This is a genomic window from Mycolicibacterium sp. P4_G11, assembly GCF_056555145.1.
The window spans coordinates 683,122-706,718 of record NZ_JBFUJW010000003.1 but is presented as its reverse complement, the minus strand read 5'-3'; the positions used below and the strand labels follow the sequence as shown (position 1 = coordinate 706,718).

The 23,597-nt window shown below is 66.3% G+C and carries 21 protein-coding genes; 10 read left to right on the top strand and 11 right to left on the bottom strand.

Going from position 1 to position 23,597, the window contains the following annotated elements; genetic code table 11:
• Positions 1 to 3: 3 nt before the first annotated feature.
• A complete protein-coding gene (locus tag AC1U2B_RS09430) occupies positions 4 to 354 on the top strand; it encodes a DoxX family protein (RefSeq protein WP_480216619.1) in 351 nt (116 codons plus the stop codon).
• Between the two features lie 4 nt (positions 355 to 358).
• On the opposite strand, the gene AC1U2B_RS09425 is transcribed toward AC1U2B_RS09430, so the two are convergent.
• On the bottom strand, positions 359 to 1,093 hold the full coding sequence (locus AC1U2B_RS09425; protein WP_082067894.1) for a sulfite exporter TauE/SafE family protein: 735 nt from the start codon (positions 1,091 to 1,093) through the stop codon (positions 359 to 361).
• A 62-nt stretch (positions 1,094 to 1,155) separates the two neighbouring features.
• A complete protein-coding gene (locus AC1U2B_RS09420; protein ID WP_480216574.1) occupies positions 1,156 to 1,815 on the bottom strand; it encodes a cysteine hydrolase family protein in 660 nt (219 codons plus the stop codon).
• A gap of 134 nt (positions 1,816 to 1,949) precedes the next feature.
• On the opposite strand from AC1U2B_RS09420, the gene AC1U2B_RS09415 reads away from it, so the two are divergent.
• The 3 genes from AC1U2B_RS09415 (at position 1,950) to AC1U2B_RS09405 (ending at position 7,161) form a co-directional block, all read left to right on the top strand.
• Entirely contained in the window at positions 1,950 to 3,404 is a 1,455-nt protein-coding gene (locus AC1U2B_RS09415) for an aldehyde dehydrogenase family protein (protein ID WP_480216573.1), read from the top strand.
• A 124-nt stretch (positions 3,405 to 3,528) separates the two neighbouring features.
• Complete coding sequence (locus tag AC1U2B_RS09410; RefSeq protein ID WP_480216572.1) at positions 3,529 to 5,358, top strand: acyl-CoA dehydrogenase; 1,830 nt, start codon at positions 3,529 to 3,531, stop codon at positions 5,356 to 5,358.
• Between the two features lie 189 nt (positions 5,359 to 5,547).
• Positions 5,548 to 7,161 (top strand): CocE/NonD family hydrolase, encoded by a 1,614-nt coding sequence (locus tag AC1U2B_RS09405; RefSeq protein WP_480216571.1) that lies wholly within the window; start codon positions 5,548 to 5,550, stop codon positions 7,159 to 7,161.
• Here the strand turns inward: AC1U2B_RS09405 and AC1U2B_RS09400 are convergent.
• Complete coding sequence (locus AC1U2B_RS09400) at positions 7,148 to 8,119, bottom strand: NADPH:quinone oxidoreductase family protein (protein WP_480216570.1); 972 nt, start codon at positions 8,117 to 8,119, stop codon at positions 7,148 to 7,150. The two genes, AC1U2B_RS09405 and AC1U2B_RS09400, sit on opposite strands and share 14 nt — an antisense overlap.
• Before the next feature lie 45 nt (positions 8,120 to 8,164).
• On the opposite strand from AC1U2B_RS09400, the gene AC1U2B_RS09395 reads away from it, so the two are divergent.
• Genes AC1U2B_RS09395 through AC1U2B_RS09385 form a run of 3 tightly spaced genes read left to right on the top strand, consistent with a single transcriptional unit; the run spans position 8,165 to position 11,797 of the window.
• Positions 8,165 to 9,256, top strand: coding sequence for an NAD(P)-dependent alcohol dehydrogenase (locus AC1U2B_RS09395; RefSeq protein ID WP_480216569.1), 1,092 nt, complete (start codon positions 8,165 to 8,167; stop codon positions 9,254 to 9,256).
• Positions 9,257 to 9,315: 59 nt separating this feature from the next.
• Positions 9,316 to 10,272 carry an alpha/beta fold hydrolase gene (locus AC1U2B_RS09390; protein ID WP_480216568.1) on the top strand — a complete coding sequence of 319 codons (957 nt, stop codon included), beginning with the start codon at positions 9,316 to 9,318 and terminating at the stop codon, positions 10,270 to 10,272.
• A gap of 55 nt (positions 10,273 to 10,327) precedes the next feature.
• The gene (locus AC1U2B_RS09385) at positions 10,328 to 11,797 is read left to right on the top strand and encodes a flavin-containing monooxygenase (RefSeq protein WP_480216567.1); all 1,470 of its coding nucleotides are present in this window, start codon (positions 10,328 to 10,330) and stop codon (positions 11,795 to 11,797) included.
• A gap of 10 nt (positions 11,798 to 11,807) precedes the next feature.
• On the opposite strand, the gene AC1U2B_RS09380 is transcribed toward AC1U2B_RS09385, so the two are convergent.
• The 5 genes from AC1U2B_RS09380 to AC1U2B_RS09360 all read right to left on the bottom strand — a co-directional run bounded on the left by AC1U2B_RS09380 (position 11,808) and on the right by AC1U2B_RS09360 (position 17,841).
• Entirely contained in the window at positions 11,808 to 12,146 is a 339-nt protein-coding gene (locus AC1U2B_RS09380) for an MmcQ/YjbR family DNA-binding protein (RefSeq protein ID WP_043400193.1), read from the bottom strand.
• 82 nt (positions 12,147 to 12,228) lie between these two features.
• The gene (locus AC1U2B_RS09375) at positions 12,229 to 13,140 is read right to left on the bottom strand and encodes a LysR family transcriptional regulator (RefSeq protein WP_480216566.1); all 912 of its coding nucleotides are present in this window, start codon (positions 13,138 to 13,140) and stop codon (positions 12,229 to 12,231) included.
• 12 nt (positions 13,141 to 13,152) lie between these two features.
• A complete protein-coding gene (locus AC1U2B_RS09370; RefSeq protein WP_480216565.1) occupies positions 13,153 to 15,537 on the bottom strand; it encodes a CaiB/BaiF CoA-transferase family protein in 2,385 nt (794 codons plus the stop codon).
• Positions 15,538 to 15,542: 5 nt separating this feature from the next.
• Positions 15,543 to 16,736: an acyl-CoA dehydrogenase family protein gene (locus AC1U2B_RS09365; RefSeq protein ID WP_480216564.1), complete on the bottom strand. Its 1,194-nt coding sequence runs from the start codon at positions 16,734 to 16,736 to the stop codon at positions 15,543 to 15,545.
• 1 nt (position 16,737) lies between these two features.
• Positions 16,738 to 17,841 (bottom strand): acyl-CoA dehydrogenase family protein, encoded by a 1,104-nt coding sequence (locus AC1U2B_RS09360; RefSeq protein ID WP_480216563.1) that lies wholly within the window; start codon positions 17,839 to 17,841, stop codon positions 16,738 to 16,740.
• A gap of 193 nt (positions 17,842 to 18,034) precedes the next feature.
• Between AC1U2B_RS09360 and AC1U2B_RS09355 the strand changes: the two genes are divergently transcribed.
• Positions 18,035 to 19,507: an acetyl-CoA acetyltransferase gene (locus AC1U2B_RS09355; protein WP_480216562.1), complete on the top strand. Its 1,473-nt coding sequence runs from the start codon at positions 18,035 to 18,037 to the stop codon at positions 19,505 to 19,507.
• Positions 19,508 to 19,647: 140 nt separating this feature from the next.
• Positions 19,648 to 19,830, top strand: coding sequence for a hypothetical protein (locus tag AC1U2B_RS09350; protein WP_043400177.1), 183 nt, complete (start codon positions 19,648 to 19,650; stop codon positions 19,828 to 19,830).
• Positions 19,831 to 19,970: 140 nt separating this feature from the next.
• On the opposite strand, the gene AC1U2B_RS09345 is transcribed toward AC1U2B_RS09350, so the two are convergent.
• Positions 19,971 to 21,086 (bottom strand): Rv3169 family protein, encoded by a 1,116-nt coding sequence (locus AC1U2B_RS09345; protein ID WP_480216561.1) that lies wholly within the window; start codon positions 21,084 to 21,086, stop codon positions 19,971 to 19,973.
• Positions 21,087 to 22,244: a phosphotransferase family protein gene (locus tag AC1U2B_RS09340; protein WP_480216560.1), complete on the bottom strand. Its 1,158-nt coding sequence runs from the start codon at positions 22,242 to 22,244 to the stop codon at positions 21,087 to 21,089.
• A gap of 44 nt (positions 22,245 to 22,288) precedes the next feature.
• Between AC1U2B_RS09340 and AC1U2B_RS09335 the strand changes: the two genes are divergently transcribed.
• Entirely contained in the window at positions 22,289 to 22,897 is a 609-nt protein-coding gene (locus tag AC1U2B_RS09335) for a TetR/AcrR family transcriptional regulator (protein ID WP_480216559.1), read from the top strand.
• Between the two features lie 146 nt (positions 22,898 to 23,043).
• On the opposite strand, the gene AC1U2B_RS09330 is transcribed toward AC1U2B_RS09335, so the two are convergent.
• Positions 23,044 to 23,445: a hypothetical protein gene (locus tag AC1U2B_RS09330; protein WP_480216558.1), complete on the bottom strand. Its 402-nt coding sequence runs from the start codon at positions 23,443 to 23,445 to the stop codon at positions 23,044 to 23,046.
• Between the last annotated feature and the right edge of the window lie 152 nt (positions 23,446 to 23,597).

The window sequence follows — 23,597 nt, the reverse complement described above, 5'->3', positions numbered from 1 at the left end:
GGTATTCCGCACTATTGGTGGCCCACCGCATTGTTGGCGGCGGTGCTCTTCGGTGACGCGTTGATGTCGATCCGTCCGCCGCAGTTCATCCGCGGATGTCTTGAGGGAGTGAAACTTCCGCAGGACTGGTGGTGGGTGTTGATCGTCGTCAAGCTGCTGGCCGTGGCGGGACTGCTGGCCGGGCTGAAGTATCCGGGCATCGGGGTGGCGGCGAACGTCGGGGTGATCGTCTACTTCGTGTGCGCGGCCTACGCGCACTACCGTGCCGATTTCCTCAAGCAGGAATTCTGGCTCAATTGCCTTGGCATGCTGGGGCTGTCGGTCGGTGTCTTCGTCCTGTCGTACGTGGTGTGACTCGCTACCTCAGCATCATGACCGTGAACGCCACGACGCTGACCACCACGATGCAGGCGCGTAAGGCGTTGGGCGGCAGGCGCCGTCCGATCTTTGCCCCGATGTAGCCACCGATGGTGGAGCCGACCGCCAACAGCAGCGCCGGTAGCCAGGCCACCTGGCCGACGACGATGAAGATGATGGCCGCGACCGAATTGACCAGTCCCACAGAGATGTTCTTGACGCCGTTGAGCCGCTGCAGGTCTTCCGACACGAACAGTCCGAACAGGGCCATCATGATGATGCCTTGCGCCGCACCGAAATAGCCGCCGTACACCGCGCACCCGAAGATGCCCAGGTACAGCGGCACAGCATGGTCGGTAGTCCGCTCGGTGCCGCGTCGCGCGTCGAGTGCGCGGCGCAACAGGGGCTGCACCAACACGAGCACGCCGGCCAACAGGATCAGCCACGGCACCACCGCGGTGAACGCGCCCGGTGGAAGTTTGAGCAGCAGCACCGCGCCGACAATCGCTCCGACCAGCGATACCGCACCGAGCCGGACGATGCGGGCGCCCTGGCCACCGAGCTCATGCCGGTAGCCGTAGGCGCCGGTGAAGTTGCCCGGCACCAGCCCGACGGAGTTGGACATGTTGGCCACCAGAGGCGGGTAGCCGACGGCCATCAGCACGGGGAAGGTGATGAGGCTGCCGGATCCGACGACCGCGTTGATCACTCCCGCGGCGACGCCGGCCAGCAGCACCGCGGTGATCGCGAGGGCGGTCAGGGGTGCGTCTTACTGTGCGGTCTCACGCACCGAATTCTTCACTGAGCCGGCGCGGCCGTCGCACCGGCCTGGAAGAACTGCTCGATATCGGCGGTGCTCAGCCTCGCGACGCCGATCAGCGCCAGGTCGGCCAGCCGCTCGGGCGTCACCTGTGAGGTGGCGTCGGTGACCAGCGCCGCGCGGTAGTCGCGCTCGGAGGCGTCGAACAGGGTGGCCCGCGGACAGTTCGGCAGATTGCAGCCCGCCACCACGACGGTGTTCACCCCGAGGTCGCGGAGATGCTCATCAAGTGAGGTGCGGTAGAAAGCCGACCACCGCGGTTTGAACATGACGACCTCGCCCGCCGCGACGTACTGGACACCGCCGGCCAGCAGCGAGTCGTAGTCCAACGGGTGGGCCAGCAGTTCGGTGGGCACGGCAGCGCCGTCGGTGTGCGGTGCGGCGATCTGCCGGCCGGACTCGATCATGGCGCGCCGCGGCGGGTCGGCGTCGCTGCCGCCGGGGACGTACAGCCGCACGATGTGCACGATCGGGCGGTGCGCAGCGCGGAACGCCTCGAGTAGTCGCGCCATCGCAGGCAGGTGCTCGGCGGTGCCGTCGACCTGCGACGGCCCCGAGACGAAATCGTTCTGCACGTCGATCAGCACCAGGGCGCTGCGTGCCAGGTCAGGGGAGGTGTAGTCGTGGCCGGCAGACACGTTCCCGATCTTTCCAGACAAACCGCCGTCGTGAGCCACTCTTGACGACCCGCCGACGGCAATGCTAAGCAACTGCACAGCATTTGTTGCGCGCTCACCCCGGGGCGCGCGTCGCTGACGATGAGAGGCACGCGATGACGCTGCAGTCGGTCTTGGAGGACATCCAGAAGCGCCCAGGCACGGGTGATCTCATCCCGATCATCGATCCGGTGAGCGAAGAGCAGATCGGCGAATTCACCGATTGCGGCCCTGAGTTCGTCGACGAGGCGGTCGCCCGCGCCAAGTCGTCCTTCGAGTCCGGCGTCTGGTCCGGCATGCCCGGCCGTGAGCGGGCCAAGATCCTGTGGCGCATCGCCGACCTGATCGACGAGCACGCTGCCGACTTCGCGGCGATCGACTCGGCCAACACCGGCATGATGAAGATGCAGTCCGAGCTGGTGGTCCCGACCTGCGCCGAGTTCTTCCGCTATTACGCCGGCTGGTGTTCCAAGATCAACGGCACCGCCTATGACATCCGCACCAGCGGCATCGCCTCCGACGCCTATGTCGACCAGCACGGCTACACGCTGCGCGAGCCCTACGGCGTCGTCGGCCTGATCTTCCCGTGGAACGGCCCGATCTTCAACGCCTGCGCCAAGATCGCGCCTGCGCTGGCCGCAGGCTGCAGCAGCCTGGTGAAACCCGCTGAGGAGACGCCGCTTTCGGCCCTGCTGCTGGACCGGCTGATCCACGAAGCCGGCGTTCCCGAGGGCGTCATCAACCTGATCACCGGGTACGGCCACACCGCGGGCGCCGCCATCACAGCGCATCCCGACGTCGAGAAGGTCGCCTTCACGGGGTCGACCGAAGTCGGCAAGGAGATCGTCAAGGCGTCGGCGGGCAACCTGAAGAAGGTCATGCTGGAACTCGGTGGCAAGTCGCCGGTGCTGATCTTCGACGACGCCGACCTGGACAAGGCCATCTTCGGTGCGGCCATGGGAATCTTCATTCACTCCGGCCAGGGATGCGTCTGCGGCTCAAGGATTTTCGTGCAGCGCGGCGTCTACGATCAGGTGGTCGAGGGCATCGCGGGTGTCGCCAACTTCATGAAGTACGGCGGGCCGGATGAAGAGGGTGTGATGAGTGGCCCGCTGATCAGTGCCAAGCAACTGGGCCGGGTCTTGAGCTTCATCGACGAAGGCCGCAGCGACGGTGTCGAGATCGTCGCCGGCGGCTACCGACTGGACCGCAAGGGCTACTTCGTGCACCCGACGGTGCTGACCAACGTCGATCCCGGAATGCGCCTGTACCAGCAGGAGATCTTCGGGCCGGTGGTGAGCATCCTGCCGTTCGACACCGAAGACGAGGCCGTCGCGATGGCCAACGACACCAGCTACGGCCTCGCGGCCACCGCGTGGACCACCAACGTCAGCCGGGCGCACCGCATCGTCAAGCGGCTGCAGGCCGGCAGCGTTCAGGTCAACTGCCAGTTGGTCTTTGACCACGACGTGCCCTTCGGTGGATACAAGCAGTCCGGCTGGGGCCAGGAGTTCGGCCGCGAAGGGCTCGATGCCTATCTGAAGAGCAAGAGCGTCATCGTCCAGCTCTAATCACCCGCGGGCATCATGTGACGGAGGTCACGTCTCGGTGTGACCTCGCACCCTTCGGCTACGCAACCGTAGGTTCACGGAACCTACGGTTGCGTACCTTTCCGTCGCCGCCAATCCTTTGTATGTGAGCCACTACATCGCCAACCTGCGCGATATCGAATTCAATCTGTTCGAAGTGCTGCCGCTCGGTGCGGCCCTGGACGCGGGTGGCTACGGCGACCTCGATACCGACACCGCCCGTTCGATGCTCGACGAGGTCTCGCGACTCGCGGAAGGCGTTGTCGCAGAGTCGTTTGTCGACGCCGACCGCAACCCGCCGGTGTTCCTGCCCGACGAGCACCGGATCACGGTGTCAGACGAGCTCGCCAAGACCGTCCGGGTGGTCAAGGAAGCGGAGTGGTGGCGTCTGGGCCTCGACGAGCGAGCCGGTGGGACGGCTGCGCCGGCGGCGCTGGTGTGGGCGATCCAGGAGATGCTCATCTCGGCCAACCCGTCGGCAACCTTTCTGTACGGACTCGGGCCGGCGATGGCCCACACGCTGGCCGAGGTCGGTACCGAAGAGCAGCAGCACTGGGCGCAGCTGGCGATGGACAAGGGCTGGGCGGGCACCATGGTGCTGACCGAGCCGGACGCCGGATCCGACGTCGGCGCGGGACGGGCGAAGGCGATCGCTCAGGAGGACGGCACCTGGCACATCGAGGGCGTCAAGCGCTTCATCTCCGGCGGCGACGTCGGTGACACCGCCGAGAACGTCTTCCACCTGGTGCTGGCCCGCCCCGAAGGGGCAGGCCCGGGAACCAAGGGACTGAGCCTGTTCTTCGTGCCCAACTTCCTGTTCGACCCCGAGACGCTCGAACTCGGCGAGCGCAACGGCGTGTACGTCACCGGCCTGGAACACAAGATGGGCATCAAGTCCTCACCCACCTGTGAGCTGACGTTCGGCGCCCACGGAAAGCCCGCCATCGGGTATCTGGTCGGCGGCGTGCACAACGGCATCGCGCAGATGTTCAAGGTCATCGAGAACGCGCGAATGACGGTCGGTGTCAAGGCTGCCGGCACGTTGTCCACGGGCTATCTCAACGCGCTGGCCTACGCCAAGGAACGCATCCAGGGCGCCGACCTCACCCACATGGCGGACAAGACCGCGCCGCGCGTCGCGATCATCGAACACCCCGACGTGCGACGCAGCCTGATGACGCAGAAGGCGTACGCCGAAGGGCTGCGCTCGGTGTATCTGTACACCGCCGCCTATCAGAATTCTGATGTCGCGCAACTCGTTTCGGGCGCTGATCCCGATCTGGCGCACCGGGTGAACGACCTGCTGCTGCCCATCGTGAAGGGCGTCGGCTCCGAACGCGCCTACGAAATGCTCTCCGAATCACTGCAGACGCTCGGCGGGTCCGGCTTCTTGCAGGACTATCCGATCGAGCAGTACATCCGCGACGCACGCATCGACGCGCTGTACGAGGGCACCACGGCCATCCAGTCGCTGGACTTCTTCTTCCGCAAGATCATCCGGGACCAGGGTGCGGCCCTGGCTCACGTGTCGAACCAGATCACGGCCACCATCGACACTGCCGGGCCGGACCTCAAGGCTGAAACCGACAGACTGGCAACGGCTCTGGCGGATGTGCAGGCGATGGCCGCCGCATTGACCGGTTACCTCATGGCCGCCCAGGGCGACCCCGAGCAGCTGTACAAGGTGGGTCTGGGGTCGGTGCGTTTCCTGCTCGCGGTCGGCGATCTGGTGATCGGCTGGCGGTTGATCCTCGCCGCGGGGGTCGCCCAGGCGGCGCTCGCCGGTGCCACCGAGCGTGACCACGCGTTCTACACCGGCAAGATCGCGGTGGCGAAGTTCTTCGCCAAGAACATGCTGCCGCTGCTGTCATCGGTGCGTGAGGTGATCGAGACGCTGGACACCGACGTCATGGAACTGGAGAACGCCGCCTTCTAGCGCAGGCCCCGGCGCTTTGTGCACGATTTTCCGTGCCCGCCGCGGAAAATCGTGCACAAATCCCTGGCCCGCGCGCGCCGGGCTTCCTGCCCCGTCGATCAGGTCACAGTTCCGGCCCTGAATTGCTGTGGATGTGCTGCTGCCGTGGAAAATGGTTCCAGACCCACGACAGTACGAGGAGATTGCGACATGCGACGCGACACCCTGGCGTGGCTCGGTGCCCGCGCGCTGACCCGCCGCTTGGGTTTGCCGCGAGCCAAGAGCTTCCGGGTGGAGCGCTCGCTTCCGGTACCCATGCGCGACGGCGCCGTCCTGTTGGCCGATCACTACGCGCCGCGGGTCCGCAAGCCGGCCGGCACGTTGCTGATGCGGGGTCCGTACGGTCGTGACGGGCTGCCCAACCGGGTGTTCGCGGGGTTGTACGCGGGGCAGGGCTTCCATGTCGTGCTGCAGAGCACGCGCGGGACCTTCGGGTCCGACGGTGCGTTCGAGCCCGGTCGGCACGAGGTCGACGACGGTGCCGACACGGTCCAGTGGCTACGTGAACAACATTGGTATGCAGGAGAATTCGCCACCGTCGGCGCATCCTACCTCGGCTTCACCCAACTGGCGCTGCTCGTCGACCAACCTGCTGACCTGACCACCTCGGTGATCACCATGGCGCCGCACGATTTCGGCCATTCAGTGTGGAGCACAGGATCATTCGCCCTCGGTGACTTCCTGGGCTGGAGCTATCAGGTGGCCTGGCAGCACCGTGGCGGCTGGATCCGTCAGATCCTCCGCGGCATGGCGACGCCCCGAACCCTCAGGCCGGTCGTGGAGACCCTGCCGCTCGATCCGGCGGCAGCTGAACTGCTGGGTGGCCGTACGCCGTGGTTCAACGCATGGCTCGAACAGCCCGATCCGTCATCGCCGTACTGGGCGGAGAACGGTGTCGCGGCAGCGCTCGACAATCTGCGCGGCCCAGTGCTGCTGATCACCGGGTGGCAGGACGTATTCGTGGACCAGACCCTGGAGCAGTACCGGCGGCTACGTGCCCGTGGCGTCGAGGTGGCGCTGACCGTGGGGCCGTGGACCCACGGGTCCGGCGGCACCGAAGCCATCAAAGAATCCGTCTTGTGGTTGGACGGATCACGCCGCGCCGCGGCCCCGGTGCGGATCTGCGTTGCCGGCGGTGACTGGCTCGAGATGCAGGAGTGGCCGCCGCCGGCCGCCGAACGGGTGTGGCACCTGCACCCTGGTGGCGCCCTCGCAGACACTCCGCCGGACACTGGGGCGTCGTCCACGTTTGTCTATGACCCGGCAGACCCGACGCCGAGTATCGGTGGGCGCCTTCTGGTTTCCGGCAAGTCCGGCTACATCGACGACACCGAGCTGGCCGAGCGATCCGATGTGCTGTCGTTCACCAGCCCCGTGCTCGCGGCTGACCTCGACGTCATCGGAACGCCGTACGTCGATCTGGACCATCGCACCGACAACCCGCACGCCGACGTGTTCGTGCGGATCAGTGACGTTGCGCCCGATGGGCATTCGACCAACGTCACCGACGGATACCTGCGGCTCACCGCGGCCGACGCCCCCGAGGCGTTGCTCCGCCTGGAACTCGACGCGACCGCATACCGATTCGCGGCAGGCCACCGGATCCGGCTGCTGATCGCCGGTGGCTGTTTCCCGCGGTACGCACGCAATCTGGGCACCGGTGATCCGCTGGCGACGGCGACCCGGATGGTGCCGTCACTGCACACCGTCGCGCACGGCGACGGCGGGCAATCCCGGTTGGTGCTGCCGGTCAGCGGACCCTGACCACCACTTTGCCCTTGGCGGAACGGTTTTCCAGCGATGCGATGGCGTCCGCGGCCCGCTCCAGCGGATACACCTCGGGTGCCGGCGGGACCACCGCGCCGGACGCCAGCAGCGGCTCCAGCTCGGCCCACTGTTCGGCGAGATAGCCGGGGTGGGTCATGGCCCACGCTCCCCAGCCGACACCCACCGCGTCGACGTTGTTGAGCAGCAATCGATTGACCTTGACCGTCGGGATATCGCCGCCGGTGAACCCCACGACCAGCAGCCGGCCACCCGGTGCCAGCGATCGAAGGGAATCGGTGAACCGGTCGCCGCCCACCGGGTCCAGGATCAGGTCGACGCCCCGCCCGCCGGTCAGCTCGCGCACCGAGTCCTTGAAGCCGTCGGCCAGCACGACATCGGAAGCACCTGCAGCGCGCGCGATTTCGGCCTTGTCCTCGGAGCTCACCACCGCGATGGTGCGGGCTGCCCCGAACGCGGGGGCCAGCCGCAGGGTCGACGTGCCGATGCCGCCGGCGGCGCCGTGCACCAGCACCGTCTCGCCCGGGCTCAGGCGGCCACGGGTGCGCAGCGCGCAGTGCACCGTCAGGTCGTTGAACAGCAATCCGGCGCCGGCCTCGAACGACACCGTGTCTGGCAGCTTGAAGACCCGATCAGCCGGTAGTGCAACGACTTCGGCCATGGCACCGGACAGCATGGTCAACGCCGCCACTCGGTCCCCGGCCGCCACATGCGCGCCCTCGGGCGCGCTGCGCACCACACCCGCGAGCTCGGCGCCGGGGGTGTAGGGCAGCTCGGGCTTGTGCTGATAGAGACCGCGGGACTGCAGCGCGTCAGGGAAGGCGACACCGGCCGCGTGCACCTCGATCACCACGGCGCCGGCGGCGTCGGGTTCGGGAATCTCGTTCAGTTCGGCTGCTGACGGGCCGTCCAACCGGGCGATCTGTATGGCGCGCATGGTGTCCTCAATTCGTCGCAGGATGTCACCATCTAACATCCCGGCATGATCGATGCACGTGCCGCGGTATTGCTTCGCCCGGGTTCGGCCCCCGAACTGGCCGACGTCCAGATTCGCGAGCCGCAGGGCAACGAGGTGCTGGTCGGCATCAATGCGGTCGGCATCTGCCATACCGACATCAGCACGGCAGCACGCTGGCCGGAGAAGCGACTGCCCATGGTGTTCGGCCACGAAGGCGCCGGCACCGTCCTGGCCGCGGGCCCCGACGCCCGCATCGACGTCGGCCGGCACGTCGTCCTGACCTTCGCCAGCTGCTCGCAGTGCGCTGCATGCGCGTCCGACACGCCCGCATACTGCGACAACGCCACCCGCCTGAACATGGCGGGTGACCGCGGTGACGAGACGAGCGCGCTGCGGCTGGACGGTCGCCCGGTTCGCGGTGGATTTTTCGGGCAGTCCAGCTTCGCCACCCACGCGCTGGCCAACACGTCCAATGTCGTGGTCCTGCCGGACGGCATCGACGCACAGCTGGCGGCGCCGCTGGCCTGCAGTGTGCAGACCGGGGTCGGCGCGGTGCTGAACACGTTGGCAGCCGGACCGGCCGACGCGCTGGTGGTGTGGGGCGCCGGCGCGGTTGGCCTGTCGGCGGTGATGGGTGCCCGGATCGCCGGGTGTCGCGCGATCATCGCCGTTGACCCGATTGCCGAACGGCGTTCGCTGGCAATCGAATTGGGTGCCACTGGGGCCGTCGACTCGGCTTCGGAGACCCTGCCGGCCGAGATCATGGAACTCACCGGGGGTGGAGCGACCCTGGCCGTCGACACCACCGCGCGCGGTGACGTCATCAGCACCGCGCTGACGCTGCTGCGCAAGCGCGGCAGCCTCGCGCTCGTCGGGCTGGGCGCGCTGACCGCGGAGCTGCCCGTCGGTCTGATACTGGCCAATGGGCTGCGGGTGCAGGGCGTCATCGAAGGCGACAGCGAGCCGCACAGCTTCATCCCGCGGCTGGCCGGGCACGTTCTTCGGGGCGAGTTGCCCGTCGACAAACTGGTACGGACATACCAGTTCGACCGCTTCGCCGACGCCTGGTCGGACGCCGCCGCCGGTCGCGCAGTCAAACCTGTGCTGGTTATTTAGGTAGGCTCGCTGGTACGGGATGTCCCGCCGGCAACGTCGCCGAACCCGAATGGAGCAGTATGACCGTCTTCAATCAGCCCCAATTGGTCAAACCGGGACGTCCCGCAGCCCTGCCACCAGGCCGTTCGCTGGAGATCTCAGCGGTCGACGGCACCCGACTGCACGCCGAGGTGTTCGGTCCTGAGCATGGGCAGCCGATCGTCTTCGCCCACGGCATCACCTGCGCCATCGGCGTATGGGGTAACCAGATCGCTGACCTGGCGACCGATTACCGCGTCATCGCCTACGACCACCGCGGGCACGGGCAGAGCGCAGCTCCAAAAGGCCGCCACAAGTACAACCTCGACTTCCTCTCGGCCGACCTCGATGCGGTGTTGAGCGCGACCCTCAGGCCAGGGGAGCGGGCCGTCATCGCCGGGCACTCGATGGGCGGCATCGCCATCACGTCCTGGGCGCAGCGCTACCCACAGCGCGTCACCGAGTGCGCGGACGCCGTCGCCCTGATCAACACCACCACCGGGGACCTGCTGAAGCTGGTCCAACTGGCGCAGGTGCCGGACTCACTGGCGAAATCCCGGGCCTACGCGGCCGGCCGCATCCTCAAGACCTTCGGCGGGGCCCCGTTGGTGCCGGGTTCACGCAAGGCAGCGCGCCAGTTCGTCGCCATGATCGCGGTCGGTCGTGACGCCGACCCTGCGGTCGCCGACTACGTCTACGAACTGTTCATGGGCACGTCTGCCGCCGGCCGCAGCGGATGGGTCAACGCGCTGGTGGACAACCTCGATGCTCATCACATCGGCCTCGACAGCCTGACCGTGCCGGCGCTGGTCATCGGCAGCACCAAGGACCGGCTGTTGCCCATCGCGGCCTCCCGCCGGATCGCCAGGAACGTGCCGAATCTCTGGTCGTTCGTCGAATTGGGCGGCGGGCACTGCGCGAACCTGGAGCGTCCCGACGAGGTCAATCAGCATTTGCGGGCGCTGCTCGTCGGGTCGGCCCACAGCTCGACGGCCTAGGACCGTGATGTCCTAAGGTGAAACCGGCGGTACCGGATTTGATCAAGGGAGATTCATGACGGGCAGCGACGGCGAGTTCCTCGATGTGCTGATCATCGGCGCCGGTATCTCCGGCATCGGTGCCGCGTACCGGCTGCACCAACGCAACCCGCAGCTGACGTACGCGATCCTCGAGCGGCGGACGCGCATCGGCGGCACCTGGGATCTGTTCCGCTATCCGGGAATTCGTTCGGACAGCGACATCTTCACGCTGAGCTTCCCGTACCAGCCGTGGACCAGACCGGAGAACATCGCCGACGGCGACCACATCCGCGAGTACCTGACCACCGCGGCGCACACCCACGGCATCGACCGTCACATCACCTTCAACACCCATGTCCAGTCGGCCAATTGGGATTCGGAGACCGACACCTGGACGGTGCAGACCGTGCAAGACGGTCAAGCCAGGTCCTACCGTGCCCGATTCCTGTTCTGCGGCACCGGCTATTACAACTACGACCAGGGGTACACCCCTGATTTCCCCGGCATCGACAGCTTCGCCGGCGAGGTCGTCCACCCGCAGTTCTGGCCGGAGTCACTGGATTACGCCGGCAAGAAGGTGGTGGTGATCGGCAGCGGCGCGACTGCCGTCAGCCTGGTACCCGCGATGGCGACGACCGCCGCGAAGGTGACGATGCTGCAGCGGTCGCCCACCTACCTGATGTCGCAGTGGCAGATCGACCCGATGGTCAACCTGATCCGAAAGCTGTTGCCGGGCAAGCTTGCCCACCGCATCGTGTGGTTCCGCAATGTGCTCATCGGGGTGCTCAGCTACAACCTGCTCAGGAAGTTCCCGAAGGGCGGCCGACGGCTCATCCGCAGCCGCGCCATGGCCGCCCTGCCGGCCGGCTACCCGGTGGACGTGCACTTCAACCCGAAGTACGACCCGTGGGATCAACGCCTCTGTGCCGTGCTCGACCGGGACATCTTCACCGCCATCGGTGATGGTCGCGCCGAGGTCGTCACCGACCACATCGACCATGTCGACGCGACCGGTATCGTGCTGAAATCCGGTGCGCGCGTTGATGCCGACATCATCGTGACCGCGACGGGGCTGGAGTTGCAGGCCCTCGGCGGCATCTCCCTGGCGGTCGACGGTGACCCGATCACTCCGTCCGACCGGTTCGTCTACAAGGAGTTCCTGCTCGAGGACGTACCGAACATGGCCTGGTGCCTGGGCTATACGAATGCGTCATGGACCCTGCGTGCCGATATGACGGCGCGAGCATTCGCAAAGCTGGTGGAGTACATGGACACTCACGGCTACACCCACGCGTACCCGCATCTGGGCGCGGCACCGATGGCCGAGAAGAAGACCTTCGACCTCGACGCCGGCTACATCAACCGCAACCCCCACGCACTGCCCAAGTCGGGTACCCATCGGCCGTGGCACGTGCGGCACAACTACGTGCTCGACGTCATCGACCACCGCTTCGACCGCATCGAAGAGTCCATGGTCTTCGGCCGGGTGAGGCAGCGGGTCTGACCCGTCCTGATCAGGATTCCCCGGGCTCGGTGAGTCTGCCCGGGGCTGCCAGCCGCCAGGAGTCGAGGAGAATGTCGGTCAGTTCCTGGACATCGTCGAGGGCATCGAGCCGAACCCGAACCCAGGACGACGCCGCCTCGTGTCGCGGTACCCAGAACTTGTGCGGTTCGGCAGCGATCAACTCTTCGCGGTCAAATCTGGGGCAGCGCACCGCAAACGAGGTCTCATCGTCGGGCACGGTGACGAACATCTTGCGCGCCACATCGAACGTCGGATGGCCCCAACGCTCCTTCTCGGTGGTCTCGGGGAGGGACAGCGCGATACGGCGCACATCATCCGCGTCGAGCACGATATAGAACCTTCCGGGGCCACCTTGGTGAAGTTTGATCGTCGAGGCAGCCTACCGCTGCGCGGTGACAGGTACGCGGGGGCTAAGAGAGGGCAGTGGCGAGCTGCTCGACGATCGCCTCGATCTCGGCCCGGTTGCTCAACCGGTCCGGAGCCCAGGCCAGCGCGATCTTGGCCGGTGCCCACGTACTTTCGTCGATGGGGATCAGCTTGAATTCGGGCGGCGAGAAGATGCGGCCGAGCGTCGAGGCCGGCGCGTAGCTGACCAGCGCGACGAGATACCGGTTGAACACGTGGCTGGCCATCTCCAGTTCGCCGCCCAGCTGGCTGACGGCCCGCACGATACGGGTGACGCCGCGCTCGTTGAGGCCCCGCGTCATCTGTGCCAGCACCACGGGATTGGGCCGCGCGAAGTCGATCACCACGTCGCGGTCCCGCAGGTCCTCGATCGCGATGATGTCGTTGGCGGCCAACGGATCGTCGAACCGCACCGCGGCTGCGCCCGGATAGGTGGCCACCACCCGGTGCCGGATGCGTTTGTCAGCGGACGGCAGGTGGATCAGGCCCAGCTCGAGATGCCCGGAAACCAGTTTGGCGATGACCTCGGCCGCTGACCCGGGCACGCTGAACTCGGTGGGCATCGCCAGGCCGGCCACCGCCTGCTCGAACCTGGCCGTGAAGTCCGACGGTGCATAAGCAGTCGCCCCGATGCGAATCGGGTTGCTGGCCTGCGTGATCCGAGACGCGGTGGACTTCAGCTCCTCGACCCGCCGCAGGATGTCGCGTGCCGGTTCCAGCAGCTGTGCCCCCAACGGTGTCAGACGGACTTCGTGGTACGTCCGCTCGAACAGCTCGCCGCCCAATTCCCGCTCCAGCAGTTTGATCTGCTTACTGAGCGGAGGCGGGGTGATCATCAACCGGTCGGCGGCGCGTTTGAAGTGCAGCTCTTCTGCGACAGCGACGAAATAGCGAAGCCGGGTGAAATCGATTTCCATGGGGGGTGTCGGTTACCGTCCCGAATGTGCCGCTGCCGCAGGTACTTCGAGAACGCCCCGCTCGATCAGTTCTTCGATCTTTTCGTGGTCCAAGCCGAGGAGTTCGGCTGCGACCTCGCGGGTCTGCTCCCCGAGCAGGGGCGCCTGCCCCAGCAGGGGATCGGGGATGAGGTCAGCATGGATTTGCACGTTCTCCATCATGAACGGTGCGGCCCCGTGCGGATGCAGTTCCTCGCGGAACGCCCGGCGCTCCACGTAGTAGTCCCAGGTGGGGACCTCCACGGCGTGGAGCACAGCCCCCGCCGGGACGCCCGCTGCCTGTAGTTGCGCCATCGCGTCCGCCGGTGTGCGCTGGGACGTCCACGCACTGAGTGCCTCATCGAGCCGCGCGCGTTGGCGGTGCCGCCCGGCCGGGGAACCGAGCTCTACGTCGGCGCCGAGGTCGGGCCGGTCGATCACCGCGCACAAGGCCGACCAGTCGGCATCGTCGCGGACCGTCACCGCGATCCAGGTGTCGTCGCCGGCGCCGGGAAACAGGCCCCAGGGCGCGTCATGAGCCGGCTGGTCATCGGGAGCATGACCGCGGCTGGTGAGCACCTCGGCGGCGATGTCGTCGGCCAGGTGACTGAGCATCACTTCCGCTTGTGCGATGCTCGCCGATCCACCGCGGCCGCTGCGTTCGCGGCGCAGCAGCAGCGCGACCGCACTCAACGCGCCGATCCGCGCGGCCACGTGATCGGGGTACACCGTCACGGTGTCGCAGAAGGCATCTGGCTCATCCGGGTATGTCCACAAACTGGTGAAGCCCGCCGCGGCGCGAACCAACGGTCCGTAGCCGAGTCGTTTCGCCCACGGTCCGGTGGGCCCGTAGGCCGAGCTGTCGACGACCACGATGCCCGGATTGATCTGCTGCAGCGCGGCGAAGTCCATGCCGAGTGCAGACGCCACACCGGGTTTGAAGTTGCTCAGGACGACGTCCGACTGCGCTACCAACTGATGGGCCAGCGCCCGGCCTTCGTCGGACCGGAGGTCGATGCCGATCGACCGCTTGTTCCGGTGGCCGGCCGCATAGGCCTGCGTCATGCGAGTGAGGCTGATGCGCAGCCCGTCGGGGAAGGCGGAGTTCTCGATCTTGACGACGTCGGCACCGAGGTCGGCGAACAAACGGCCGGTGTCGCTGCCGACGACGATGACGCCGAGGTCCAATACGCGCAGACCCTCCAGCGGGAGTCCGAGACCGGCGCGGTCGCGCTCGGTGAGCATGGGGGCGTCGCGAAGCCGCTGGTGTTGCGATGCGTCGAAGTTGAGGCTGCTGGCCCGGTGCCCGTCGACCTCGACGACGCCGACCGGCACCGGTGCCGTCAGGCCGGGGGAGAGCTCCGTCTCGCGGAAGAATCCGCGCGCGGCAACCTGTTCCGTGGACAGCGCCTCGGCCAGACTCAGCACCGCGGCCGTCGGCACACCGTGCCGTTGTCCCGCGAGCTCGAGATCCGCGCGCGTCTTGTCCGAACAGAATTGCTCGATGGCCCCGAACAACGTCGCGGACGCGAAGCGCTCGCGGAGGCTGTTGAACTTCGGGTCGGCGAACTCCTCCTGGCGCCCCATCCACTCGAACATGCCCTGCCACTGGCGTTTTGCCAACACACACATGCGGACGTGGCCGTCCTTGCATTTGATGATCGGATAGCGCTGCTGTTCGGCGACCCAGTCCCGCTGCTGTTCGCTGATGGGCACGCCCGCCGCCGCGCTGCCTGCCGTCCCGAACGGCGGATCGAGGGTCTGCATCGCCCCCTCCAGCACGGAGAAATCGATGAGATCGCCTGTGCCCGTGCGCAACCGATCCAGAAACACGCAGAGCGTGAAGAAGGCGGCCTGAGCTGCGGCGACGTGATAGGGCAGGTCCGCACTCGGTGGCACCAGCGGAGCCTGGCCCGGAATGCCCGACCGGGACAGCTCACTGGTCAACGCATGCAGCACGGGAGTGGTGGCTTGCCAGTTGCGATAGCGCGTATCGCGGCCGAAGTCGCTGATGGACAGGATGACCAAAGACGGATGGTCAGCGTGAATCTGCTTGACCGCCAAGGACTCTTCGGCAGCAGACCCCGGACGCGTGTTCTCGATGAGGATGTCAGCGGCGGCCAACAACGTCACCCATGACTGCTGGCCGGCCGGTGTCGACGTATCGATCTCGACCGTCGGGACGCCATGGCGGTTGATGGCGGTACCGATCGGCACTCCGTCGATGTTCGGTCCGACAACGTCGTCTGCGGTCACTGCGGCCAGGTTCACCGCGGTGACGTGGGCACCGAGGTCGGCCAGTAACCGGCCGACGGCGGTGATGGGTCCCGCCGTCAGATCGAGAATCTCGACCCCGGCCAGGGGTGGGTCGTAGGCCATGGTCGTCAGCTGCGTCGCGCCTGGCGGAATGGGATGTCGCGATCGGTCTCGGGTTCCTTCGCCAGGCCCAATACGCGTTCGCCGATGATGGTGCGCTGAATCTGGTCGGTGCCACCGCCGATCGAGGTGAAGAACGCGTTGAGCGACAGAAAGTTCACGTCATCGGCCTCGGGGTTGTCGGGACCTGCCAACAGCGATTCGGTCCCGATGATGTCGGTCTTCAACGCAGCCTCGGAGTGCAGGATTCGCGACATCGCGAGCTTGCCGAGGGACATGATCGAACTCGACGTGCCCTGGCTGGTGGCCGCCTTGGCGCGAAGATTGTTGAGCCGGTTGAGTTCCCGCAGCGCCAGCACTTTCGCCAGCTTCTCCCGCAGCGCGGCGTCGTCGAGGCGTCCGTGCTCGCGAGCCAGCTCGACGAGGCTGTCGGCCTTCGACTTGTTGCGTGACCCACGTCCGCCGTCACCCATGATGGACCGTTCGTAGGCGAGTGCGGTCTGCAATACTCGCCAGCCATTGCCCTCTCCGCCAATGAGATTCGCGTTGGGCACACTGGCGTCAGAGATGAACACCTCGTTGAAGTGCGCTTCGCCGGTGATCTGGACCAGCGGCCGTACCTCGATGCCCGGCTGGCGCATCGGGATGATGAAGTAGCTCATGCCCTTGTGCTTGGGCACATCCCAGTCGGTGCGTGCGATCAACAGGCCGTACTCCGACGTCGCCGCACCAGAGGTCCACACCTTCTGGCCGTTGACCACCCAGCGGTCGCCGTCGCGCACCGCCGTCGTGCTGACCCCGGCCAGATCGGATCCGGCGCCGGGCTCGCTGTAGAGCAGGCAGGTGCGGGCCGCTCCGGTCAGAAAGTCGCGCAGCAGTTCGTGTTTCAGTTCATCGGAACCGAACGCGAACAGCGTGTTGGCCGGGATGTTGTGCTTGTCCTGGCAGGCGCCGGGGGCCTTGACGGCGCGGAACTCCTGCTGGATCACCGCCGCGAGTTTGCTCGGGTACGCACGGCCGAACCAGTCAGCCGGATAGGTGGGAACGGCGTATCCGGCATCGAGAACCTTTTCGCGCCAGGCGATTTCCTCGGGCGAGCTGATCCAGGGATCGTCCGATGGCGGCAGCGCGGTCCAGTTCTGGGCGAGCCAGCCGCGCACCTCGGTGCGTAGGTCGTCCGGGTTCGACGCGGTGGTGCTCATGTCAGGCCCCTTTCGATGCCAGGTAGCGCTCACGGTGATCACGCGAGCTGCCGAACAGTTGACGGCCGGTGCGAGCTCGGCGCAGGAACAGATGGGCGGGGTGCTCCCAGGTGAAGCCAATGCCGCCGTGCATCTGGATCGCCTGCATGGCCGTGGTGTGATAGGCCTCCGCACAAGCGAATCCGGCCAGGGCGACCGGGCCGTCCGCGCCGACCGGGTCGGCGTCGAATTGCGCTGCGGCATGCTGCGCGGCTGACGTGGCGGATTCGACTTCCAGCAACAGATCAGCGGCCATGTGCTTGATCGCTTGGAAGCTGCCGATGGGCCGCCCGAATTGGATTCGGGTCTTGAGGTATTCGACGGTGGTGTCGAAGAGGTGGCGGGCGCCACCGACCTGTTCGCCGGCCAGGGCAATGACCGTGAGTGACAACGCGTGCTCGACGGCAGCCCAGCCGCTGGTGCCGATGCGGCGGGCCGGGGTCTCACTGAAGGTGTACGTCGACAGCCGGACGGTGGGATCGAAAACTGTTGCGGCGGTGCGGTCGAAGCCGGGTGCGTCCGGGGCGACTTCGAATATCGCGATGCCGTGATCGGTCTTCGCCACGACGATGAGGACGTCGGCGATCTGGCCGTCCAGTACGTAGTGCGCGTCGCCCGTCAGCCGGTAGTCCGTGTCGTGCTGAACTGCCTGAACCGCAACACCGTCCGGTGCCCACGTGCCACGGGCTCCGGTAGCTGCGACGGTTCCGATCGAGGCTCCCGACGCCAGAGCCGGGAGCAACCGGGCCTTGTCATCGTCGGTGCCGGCGGCCTGAATCAATGCCGTGGTGAAGACCGCGCTGGACAGGAACGGGGCGGGCAACAAGGCCGCACCGGTGACCTCGGCGACGGCCTCCAACTCCTGCGCCCCCAACCCGACGCCGCCGTATACGGGGTCGACGATCAGACCTGCCACGCCCTGCGCGGCCAGCTTGTTCCAGAGGTCGCGATCGAAGCCGTCGTCGGTGCCCATGACCCGGCGCACGTCGGCTTCGGTGCAATGCTCACCGAGCAGGTCTTTCACGGCCGCGGCGAGTTCGGCGCGTTCGGCCACGCTCATCGTCATGTGGTCACCCTTCTGCATGTCAGGTCTATGCAACGTGGACGCCGCCGCCCTGTAAATCGCATTGTGCGACACCTGCACGTTTCCATTGGGGACATCTGCGGCACTGGAGGGCGATTGCATGTCCCGAACGCTCATGTGCGGGTTTCCGTGCTCGTCGTTTACAGCGCAGGTCCGATGCCGCCAAGGTGGACGTATGCCCCTTGATCCCAGGACCCCGGTGCTCGTCGGCTACGGCCAGGTCAACCAGTACGACGAGAACCCGGGTCGCGAGCCGGTGGACTTGATGGAGGCCGCGGCGCGGGAGGCCGCTGATGCGCGTGTCCTCGAGGCGGTCGACGCCGTCCGGATCGTCAACCTGCTGTCGGTGCGCTACCGCGATCCCGGTCTGCTGCTGGCTCAGCGCATCGGCGCACCCGATGCCGTGACGCGGTACACCCCGGTCGGCGGCAACGTGCCGCAGTCGTTGGTGAACCAGGCCTGCCTGGACATTCAGCAGGGCCGCAATGAGGTGGTGTTGATCGCAGGCGGTGAGACCTGGCGTACCCGGACGCGGTTGAAGGCGCGCGGTGAACGTCTGGCCGGAACCGAGCAGTCCAACTCGGTGCCGCTGGCACCCTCCGATCCCGAGTTCACCATGGCCGGTCCCGCCGAACTCCGGATCGGTCTGGTGGCGCCGTCGCACGTGTACCCGATGTTCGAGCAGGCTTTGCGGATCGCCGCGGGGGAGGCACCGGAGGAGCACCGCCGTCGGATCGGTGAGCTGTGGTCGCGGTTCAGCCAAGTGGCGGAAGGCAATCCGCACGCTTGGAGCCGGGAAGCAGTTTCCGCGGAACAGATTTGGCAGCCCGGTCCGGACAACCGGATGATCAGCTGGCCGTACACCAAGCTGATGAACTCCAACAACATGGTCGACCAGGGCGCGGCGCTGCTCCTGACGTCGGTGGGCAAGGCCGAGGCGCTACAGGTCCCGAAAGAGCGGTGGGTCTTTCCGTATGCCGGTACCGATGCCCACGACACCTATCTGATCGGGGAGCGGGCGAGTTTCTCGGGGTCGCCGGCGATCCGGATCGCGGGCCGCCGGGTACTGGAGCTGACCGGGCTCGGTATCGACGACATCGACGCGGTGGACGTGTACTCGTGCTTCCCGTCGGCAGTGCAGGTGGCGGCACGTGAATTGGGCCTTGGCCTGGATGACCCACAGCGGCCGCTGACGGTCACCGGCGGCCTGACGTTCGCCGGTGGCCCGTGGAACAACTACGTCTCGCATTCGATCGCCACCATGGCCGAACGGTTGGCTGCCAATCCCGGCCAGGTGGGCCTGATCACGGCCAACGGCGGATACCTCACCAAACACAGCTTCGGTGTCTACAGCACGCAGCCACCGATACACGAATTCCGTTGGGAAGACGTGCAATCCGAAGTCGACGCAGAGCCGACCGTCACTGCCGAGGCCGACTGGTCGGGCACCGGGACCGTCGAGACGTGGACGACGCCGGTGACCCGTGACGGAGCTCCCGAGAAGGTGTTCGTCGCCGTCCGTACGCCCAGCGGCGGCCGGGCGTTGGCGGTGATCACCGATTCGTCGCAAGCCGAGGCCAGCACCCGCGAGGACCTTGCCGGCGTCACCGTCACCGTCAAACCGGACGGCACCGCCGGGCTCGAGTAAGCCCACAGCGAACACCGGCTTGCCGCAGGGAATAGATCGACGACCTCAGTCGCTGAATTTGAGCACTGATGCCGACGTTGCCCGTCGCCGAGGAAGTGCGATCTCAAAAGCATTGTCGGAGTTCGTGAAGGGATACCGCGATGGCGACCAACTCTGCTTCTGTTGGCTTCCACCCAGCCGCGGCCGCGATGCACTGGTGGTCGGACAAGACCGCCGCGTTCGTGACCCGGATGCATCTGGCGGCGAAAGTGCGTCAGCCGGAGACTTTCCGCCACAAGGCATTCGAACAGGCCGCCACCGAACGCGAAATGTGGCGTCTCTGAGTCGTTTTCGCCTGACAGCGTGACCCTGGTGAATCGTGCTGGTGGCCTCCTCTGGGTAGGCCGCTGAGCGCGAGTAGACAGAAATGTCCCTGACACAACGGCGTGTCAGGGACATTTCTGTCTACTCGCGAGCGAGCAAGTTAGGGGGCCACGGTCAGCCAGTCCGCGAAGCCCGACGGATCGTGTCGGCCGAGCGCACCGTGCTCGAACAGGCCCCAGCCTTCGGCCGGCGGCTTGGTGCCTTCATGGCATACGGCACGACCGACGTGGTCGATGACGCCGAAGCCCGAGCGGGCGATGATGCCGGGGTCGGTCAAGTTGTAAGTGAGTCGCTCGGTGAACTTCTCGCCCTTCCACGTGCCGTGCAGCCAGTCGGCGTCGCCGCCGTAGCCGCCGCCCACGTGAATCGGCACCGGCAGCTTGGATTCCACGTCGAAGCGGATCGGGGAACCGTCCAGCGCTGTCGCCTCGATGGTGGCACCGGTGGGGATGCGGGTGCCTGGGACGTAGTGGATCTTCACGCGCGGCCAGCCCAGCTGCTCGACCCGGCCGTCCTTCCAGACGCGGGTGCAGTCGTTGAGTGACCGGAAGCCGTCAGGGGCTTCCTGGATGATCATGACGAGCGAGAACTCCTCGAACGCGATCGGCACGTACAGCCACCACATGCCCTCGAACGGCGGGTCGGCCGGGCGGCCGGCTGGCTCGGCCTCGCCGACGGGGCGGATGCCCCAGGACCGGTCGCGCGAACCGATCCACGTGTCCGGGCTGACCTTGATCTCCTCGCCGTCGATGACGAGAGAGCCGCTCCAGGAACCCAATTGGGCGAAGCGCTGCGCATTCAGCGAGACCCGGTTGCCCTGCCGCATGATGTGCGGCTGCTCCTGCACAACGTCGAACAGGCCGTTCCACGTCAGATCGGCGGCGATGCCCTCGGTCTCGTCGAGCACGATGCGCACCTTGTGCAGCGGCTCGGTGACCTCGATGCGGTAGCCCACGACGTGCTGGTTCAGCCGGTCCTGGTCGATGGCGTCGGACAGGTGGACGGCGGTCTGGGTGTCGCCGCGGCGCACGAGGAAGTAGGCGTCCTTCACCCCCAGGTTGGGGTAGTAGCCCATGCCCGTGATGACGAAGATGTCGCCGGTGCGGTCGTGGGCGTTGAAGTAGCAGCGGTCGTAGAAGTTCCGGTCGCTGGATCCGGGCCAGGCGATCGGCTGCGGGACCTGGTGGATCGGATATTCGTCCATGGGGCCGAGCATTTAGGCGGTTCCTTCCAGGAGCTTCTCCAGCAGTGACTTGTGGTAGAAGAGGGACTCGAGATCGTCGGGCTGTTCCATCTCGCCGAAGTGGACGCGACGGTGGCCGGTGCGCATGAACACACAGCACCACACGACGGCGGAGTAGATGTAGAACCAGTGCAGGTCGCCGACCTCGACGCCGGTGAATTTCTTGTAGGTGGCGCGCACGTCCTCTTCACGCAGCACGTCCGGCAGGCCCGGCAGCCCGGCCAGGCCGCACAGCTCCTGGAACACCTTGTGCGCGAAGATGATCCACGAGACGTCGAACTCGCGGGGACCGACCGTGGCCATCTCCCAGTCCAGTACCGCGGAAGGGCGGAAGTCCTGGTACATCACGTTGCCGATGCGCGAATCACCCCACACCAGAACCGATTCCGATGCCGCGACGTCTTCGGGGAAGTTCTCCTCCAGCCAGACGAGGGCACGCTCGACCAGTGGGGAGCGGCCGAGGCCCGCGGCCGCGTACTGATACCAGTCCTTGAGCCAGCCGAAGTGGCGGCGCAGCGCGGTGTCACCTGGGGGATCGATCTCCTGGAGGAAGCTGAAGGTCTTGTCGGCGTCGGGGATCGAGTGCAGTTTGGCGATGGCCTCGACGGTGCTGTCCTGCAGGGTGCGCTGCTGCTCTTCGGTGGCGTCGGCGAACCAGTTACCGCCGAAGGTGTAGGGCATCACGTCCGGCGGCACCACGCCGTCGACGCAGTCCATCAGGAAGAACGGCGAGCCGAGTACCTCGCCGGTGTTCTCCAGCCAGCGCACCCGGGGGACCGGGACGTCGGTCAGTTCGCCGGCCAGACGCATGACATCAAACTGGTGGTCGAGGCGGTAGGAGGAGAAGACGGGAACGTCCTCGGTCGTCGGCGCGACCCGGACGACCCACTTCTGCTCCACCGGCGTGCCGCCCTCGGTCCACCGACCGGTGATAATGATTGTCTCGGAAGACATTCCGTTGGAATCGACGCCGCTCTCAACGGTGATCTCGGGCTTGATGCCGCCTTCCATCACGGTGGACAGCCACTGTGACAGGATGTCCGGAACTGTTGTCACGTCACGGCTGGAGCGCTGAATATGGTCGACGTTCGTTTCGACCGTGACGGAGCTGTCCGCCGGTTGGTTCGGCACTGAACCTTCCTTCCCGAGATAATTACGATACGATGCGTAGCGTTATGAAATCAGACCTGCAAGCGGTTGACAAGCCCTCTGGCGCCGGTCGGCCCCGCGATCCCCGGATCGATGCCGCGGTGTTGACCGCTGCCGCCCAACTGCTCCCCGAAGTCGGCTACGCGAATCTGACGATGGCGGCGATCGCCGAACGTGCGGGTACGACGAAGACGGCGCTGTATCGCCGCTGGTCGAGCAAAGCCGAGTTGGTGCACGAGGCGGCGTTCCCCACCGCGCCGAGCGCGCTGACCACCCCTGAAGGGGACATCGTCGGCGACATCCGCGGCATGATCGCCGCCGCTCGTGATGTGTTCACCAGCCCGGCGGTCCGAGCGGCCCTGCCCGGGTTGATGGCAGACATGGGCGCTGACGAGGAACTCAATGCGCGGGTCGTCGCGCGCTTTCACGGACTGTTCGATGTGGTGCGGGTCCGGTTGGAGCATGGCATCGAGCGCGGCGAGGTGCAGGCCGACGTCCAGCCCGAACGGCTCATCGAAATCATCGGTGGCGCAACGATGCTGCGGATGCTGCTGCATCCAGAGAGCGAGCTCGACGAGCTATGGGTCGACGAGACAGCGGCCATCGTGACGCATGGGGTGATCAGCGGAGTGTGACATACAGGCGAGCCCCCGCTTCGGGTCCAGTCTTCCGCTGCGGAGTTCATTCTGACCGGGAAAGTGTTTGGCCCTTCCTGTGGATCCGGTAGTCCATGGGCTACGCGAACCGTCGCCACTGCACAGGAGAAGCTGGGATCACTTCGTCAGGAGGGAATTTGGTGTGCAACTGCCTCGCGCATGTCGGCTACCGGCTTCGGGGTAGCGCCGGCCGATAGTTCTTTGGCTTCTTCCCCGGTCAGGCGGGCGTCTCCGTAGATCGGGATGACGGAGTAGATGTTCTCGTTGCCGCGATACATCGCAGAGAGCGCGTAGGTTGTGCCCGCTTCGAGTGGTGTGTCACCTTTCACGATGTAGGTCGTGTTCTTGACGGGGTCGTGGCCGCCTTCCTGCTCGACCATGACCTCACTTGCCGGTGAGCCCTTCAGTGCCAGCTGGACTTTCACCTTGAACCGGGTGTTCGTATGCCCGTATCGGACAAAAGTGCCGGCCTGCTCGGATACCGTGCCGATAAAGACCGCGTCGGCGAGTCCGGCGAGCCGCCGCAAATCCTTGAGGTCAGACGCATAGTGAGGAACAACCTCGCGGATTGTCGGAGAATCCGCGGGGGCCGTCGAAGATGGTGACGGTTGAGACGTCGGACCGGGTGTGGATTTCGGGTCCGCTTCGGCGGATTCACTGCTGCACGACACAAGGGCAA

Bases quoted from the DNA above. Each gene is read 5' to 3' on its own strand.
- AC1U2B_RS09415 (WP_480216573.1), top strand. From the start codon at position 1,950: ATGACGCTGCAGTCGGTCTTGGAGGACATCCAGAAGCGCCCAGGCACG.
- AC1U2B_RS09405 (WP_480216571.1), top strand. From the start codon at position 5,548: ATGCGACGCGACACCCTGGCGTGGCTCGGTGCCCGCGCGCTGACCCGC.
- AC1U2B_RS09400 (WP_480216570.1), bottom strand. From the start codon at position 8,119: ATGCGCGCCATACAGATCGCCCGGTTGGACGGCCCGTCAGCAGCCGAA.
- AC1U2B_RS09395 (WP_480216569.1), top strand. From the start codon at position 8,165: ATGATCGATGCACGTGCCGCGGTATTGCTTCGCCCGGGTTCGGCCCCC.
- AC1U2B_RS09390 (WP_480216568.1), top strand. From the start codon at position 9,316: ATGACCGTCTTCAATCAGCCCCAATTGGTCAAACCGGGACGTCCCGCA.
- AC1U2B_RS09385 (WP_480216567.1), top strand. From the start codon at position 10,328: ATGACGGGCAGCGACGGCGAGTTCCTCGATGTGCTGATCATCGGCGCC.
- AC1U2B_RS09375 (WP_480216566.1), bottom strand. From the start codon at position 13,140: ATGGAAATCGATTTCACCCGGCTTCGCTATTTCGTCGCTGTCGCAGAA.
- AC1U2B_RS09370 (WP_480216565.1), bottom strand. From the start codon at position 15,537: ATGGCCTACGACCCACCCCTGGCCGGGGTCGAGATTCTCGATCTGACG.
- AC1U2B_RS09365 (WP_480216564.1), bottom strand. From the start codon at position 16,736: ATGAGCACCACCGCGTCGAACCCGGACGACCTACGCACCGAGGTGCGC.
- AC1U2B_RS09360 (WP_480216563.1), bottom strand. From the start codon at position 17,841: ATGACGATGAGCGTGGCCGAACGCGCCGAACTCGCCGCGGCCGTGAAA.
- AC1U2B_RS09355 (WP_480216562.1), top strand. From the start codon at position 18,035: ATGCCCCTTGATCCCAGGACCCCGGTGCTCGTCGGCTACGGCCAGGTC.
- AC1U2B_RS09350 (WP_043400177.1), top strand. From the start codon at position 19,648: ATGGCGACCAACTCTGCTTCTGTTGGCTTCCACCCAGCCGCGGCCGCG.
- AC1U2B_RS09345 (WP_480216561.1), bottom strand. From the start codon at position 21,086: ATGCTCGGCCCCATGGACGAATATCCGATCCACCAGGTCCCGCAGCCG.
- AC1U2B_RS09335 (WP_480216559.1), top strand. From the start codon at position 22,289: ATGAAATCAGACCTGCAAGCGGTTGACAAGCCCTCTGGCGCCGGTCGG.